This is a genomic window from Candidatus Effluviviaceae Genus V sp. (genome assembly GCA_014728125.1).
Lineage (GTDB): Bacteria > Joyebacterota > Joyebacteria > Joyebacterales > Joyebacteraceae > WJMD01.
Genome location: WJMD01000124.1, coordinates 1 through 3,798, shown reverse-complemented (window position 1 = coordinate 3,798; position 3,798 = coordinate 1). Strand labels below are relative to the sequence as shown.

The window sequence follows — 3,798 nt, the reverse complement described above, 5'->3', positions numbered from 1 at the left end:
TCGATCTGAAGTGACGAGTTGATGGCCGTCATGTTGTGGATCTGCGCGATGGTCAGGGGGTTGTTCGTGTAGTTGATCTGCCGGAACTGAACGCCCGGATTGTCGTCCAGGAAGTCGTAGGTCTTCTTGTGCCCCATGCAGAACGTGCCGACGGCCTTGCCGCGGTCGATCGTCTTCCTCGAGTTGTCGACGACGCCGAGCTTCATGAGCTCGACCAGCCCGTCGCCGATGAGCTCCGTGTGGATGCCGAGGTGCTTCTTGTCCTTGAGGTTGCGGATGACCGCATTGGGGATGTCGCCGTAGCCCACCTGGATCGTGTCGCCGTCCTGGACGATGCGGGCGACGTACTTGCCGATCTCGTCGGCGATCTCGTTCGAGCCGGTCTCCCCGTACTCGAGCATCGGTTCGTCGTGCGCGATGAGGTAGTCGATCTCCGAGATGTGAACGAACGCGTCCCCGTGGATCCTCGGCTGATTCGCGTTGACCTGCGCGATGACGAGCGCCGCTTCGTCAGCGGCCGCCTTCGTGATGTCGACGCTGACGCCGAGACTCATGTAGCCGTGCTCGTCGGGACGCGACACCTGGATCAACGCGACGTCGACGGGAACCTGCCCTCGATGCAGGAGGTCGGGGATCTGCGAGAGGAAGACCGGAGAGTAGTCGGCGATCCCCTCGTTGACCGCCTCGCGCGATGCGTTCGAGATGAAGAAGGAGTTGTGTCTGAAATGGTCCTGGAGCTTGCGGTCGGCGTACGGTGCGACCCCGAGCGTCCAGACGTGGAAGACCTCGGCCCCGTAGATGGCGTTCGGGTGGTTCTGGACGAAGTTCGTCAGCGCCTGCACGAGATACTGCGGCTCGCCGCACCCTGTGCTGATGAAGATGCGGTCACCCCGATGGATCTCGGAGAAGGCCTCTTCCTCGGACACGAACTTGTCCGGGTACTGCTCGCGCAGCTGATCCAGACTCCCGTGCGCGCACGCGGGATCCATAGACGGCCTCACCTTTCGGCTCAAACTCGGACGACCCTACCCGACTGAGCCCTCATTCGCCATTAAAGGCCCTCAGAGCAAACAAGTTCCACATGGTACCACCAGCCAGCCCGATTGGCAATACGGAGCATCACGGGACCGACCATCAAGTGTTCCGTTTCTGTGAGAACCTGAGAACGGCTCAGGCTTGGCACGAGACGCGCCGCGGACGAATGCGATGAGCCCCGCCCTGTGAGGGCGGGGCTCCCCGCTCAGCGCTCCCGATGACGCACGATGCCTCGTGGCGTTGTTCCAACCAGAGAGACGCTCTACTCAGGGGGCATCATCACGGCGTCGATCACGTGGATGACGCCGTTCGTCGCCTCGATGTCGGTCTTGACGACACCCGTGTCTCCGACCATGACCTTGCCGTCCATCACTGAGACGGGCGCTTCCATGTCGGCCAGTGTTCCCACCATGTCCATCGCGACGACCTCATCCGAGTACACGCGCCCCGAGACGACGTGGTACTTCAGGATGGTCTGCAGCTTCTCGAGGTTCGCGGGCTTGAGAAGCGACTCGACGGTGCCGCCGGGCAGCTTCGCGAAGGCGTCGTCGGTCGGCGCGAAGACCGTGAACGGCCCCTCGCCCATCAGGACGTCCGTGAGGCCCGCGGCCTCGACCGCCGTCAGCAACGTCGCGAACTTGCCGGTCTTGTCCGCGACCTCCACGATGGTCCCCGTCGCCGGCATGAGCACCGAGTCGATGACGTGGATGACACCGTTCGTCGCCTCGATGTCGGTCTGCGTCACCGCGGCCTTGTCCACCATGACGTTGCCGCCGTCGACGGTGATCGTGAGACGCTGTCCGTTGACCGTCGTCGCCGAGTCCAGGCCGACGACGTCCGCGGCCATCACGTTGCCGGGGACGACGTGGTAGGTCAGGATCGCCTTGAGCAGCTCCCGGTTCTCCGGCATGAGCAACTCCTCGACCTTCCCTTCGGGCAGTTTCGCGAAGGCATCGTCTGTGGGGGCGAACACCGTGAACGGTCCCTCGCCCTTGAGCGTCTCGACCAGGCCGGCCTCCGTCAGCGCGGTCACGAGCGTCGTGAAGCTGCCGGCCGAGACGGCCGTCTCCACGATGTCGCCCTGCTGCTCGGCGCACCCCGTGGCGAGCATTGCGATCGCAAGCAACGCGATCACGAGCGCGCCCATCATACGTTTCATCATGGCTCCCCCCTCTCGGGTACATGCGTCCGTATTCGGCCGGATTGACCGAACCGGCACTATCGTGTCGACAGTCTTGGATGCAGCAACCTGCCGCGGGGATTCGGAGAGGTCAGCGGTCGGTCAACCCTGGGCGAGGTGTTCGGGGAACGCCTTCCACATGAGGAGGCGGTAGAGCGCGCACAGACCGACCAGTGTGTAGACGATCCTCGACACGACGGCGCCCTGTCCTCCGAAGATCGCCGCGACGAGGTCGAACTGGAAGATGCCCACGAGCCCCCAGTTCAGCCCGCCCACGATGAGCAGAATGACCACGATCACATCGAGCGTCTTCATGGAGCCTCCCCGGCAAAGCTCACGAAGTCCACGTTGTCACAACGACAGCAAATATGACCCATGGTCATGTCGCCCGTCAAGCGATATGTGCGACGAGCGCACCATCACCAGCAGGCGCCCGAGGAGAAGGCAACCGGTCCACGCTTGCCAACCGCTCCCTTCCGCGGCGCGTTGACGAGGCAGCCCCTGGCCGACTCTCGATGCCCGGGTCGCCGTACACAGGCCTGCACTTCATTGACCAACTTGGGTGAACTGTGTTAAACTCGAGTTTGTATTTGGTAAGCATAGGTGGTCACAGTGACGGGCCCTCCTCCCTCCTTCCCGGCGCCTCGCCCTGTGACCCGATGGAAGGAGGCACCATGCGGAGGGTGATCCCACTGGTCGCCTTCCTCCTTCTGGCTGCGCTGACGCTGGGAGCCGGAGCGTACTCGATCGACCGCAGCGTCACAGGCTGCGGCGGCGGGTCCGGCTCGGGGGCAAGCTACTCGCTCCTCGGCACGGTCGGACAGAGCGCCATCGGGACGGCCTCGGGAGGAAGCTACCTTGAGGAAATCGGATTCTGGTACACGCCCGGCTGGCTCCTGACGGGCGTTCCGGAGGGCGCTCCACTCGCCTTCAGGCTCAGCCAGAACAGCCCGAACCCGTTCAACCCGGTCACGACGATCTCGTACTCGGTTCCGGCGCAGTCACGGGTCAGTCTCGTGCTCTACTCCGTCGATGGGAGGGTGGTCCGCACCCTCGCCGATGACGAGAAGGAACCGGGGGTCCACCGTGTGACGCTCGACGCCACCGGGCTCGCCAGCGGCGTCTACTTCTGTCGCATGGTCTCAGGCGGGTTCGTCCAGACACGGAAGATGGTGCTCTTGAAGTAGCCTTATCGACGGGAGTCGGCCGGCGGAGTCCTCCGGAAGAGGTGCCGTCCGCCCGACGCCCGCACCAGACGGTTGGAGGTTCCGGAATGAGACTGACAGCACTCTGTGCCGCAGTGATCCTCGCGGCCGCGGCGGTCGCCCTCGCCGCGCCGCCCAAGACGATGAGCTATCAGGGCGTGCTCAAGGACGACGTCGGCAGTCCCGTGCCCGACGCGACGTATCGGATGGAGTTCACGATCTACGACAGCGAAACAACCGGGAATACGCTGTGGTCCGGATCCAAACACGTTGCCGTGACCGACGGGATCTTCAACGTGATCCTCGGGAGCGACACACCGCTCGACCTGCCGTTCGACGCACCGTACTGGCTCGGCATCGCCGTGGAGGGGGAGCCGG

5 protein-coding genes are annotated in these 3,798 nt (G+C 64.1%); 2 read left to right on the top strand and 3 right to left on the bottom strand.

Annotated features, from left to right (window positions below; translation table 11 throughout):
• The 3 genes from GF405_07750 to GF405_07740 form a co-directional block, all read right to left on the bottom strand.
• Positions 1-989, bottom strand: a 989-nt coding sequence (locus GF405_07750; GenBank protein MBD3368050.1) for an acetyl-CoA hydrolase, incomplete at its 3' end; no start/stop codon positions are given.
• A gap of 308 nt (positions 990-1,297) precedes the next feature.
• Entirely contained in the window at positions 1,298-2,197 is a 900-nt protein-coding gene (locus GF405_07745; protein MBD3368049.1) for a fasciclin domain-containing protein, read from the bottom strand.
• A 120-nt stretch (positions 2,198-2,317) separates the two neighbouring features.
• Positions 2,318-2,530 carry a DUF378 domain-containing protein gene (locus GF405_07740; protein ID MBD3368048.1) on the bottom strand — a complete coding sequence of 71 codons (213 nt, stop codon included), beginning with the start codon at positions 2,528-2,530 and terminating at the stop codon, positions 2,318-2,320.
• Between the two features lie 344 nt (positions 2,531-2,874).
• Here GF405_07740 and GF405_07735 point away from each other — a divergent pair, with 344 nt between their 5' ends.
• Both GF405_07735 and GF405_07730 read left to right on the top strand, forming a co-directional pair.
• Positions 2,875-3,402, top strand: coding sequence for a T9SS type A sorting domain-containing protein (locus GF405_07735; protein MBD3368047.1), 528 nt, complete (start codon positions 2,875-2,877; stop codon positions 3,400-3,402).
• 86 nt (positions 3,403-3,488) lie between these two features.
• A partial coding sequence (locus GF405_07730; GenBank protein ID MBD3368046.1) for a collagen-like protein occupies positions 3,489-3,798 on the top strand: 310 nt, incomplete at its 3' end.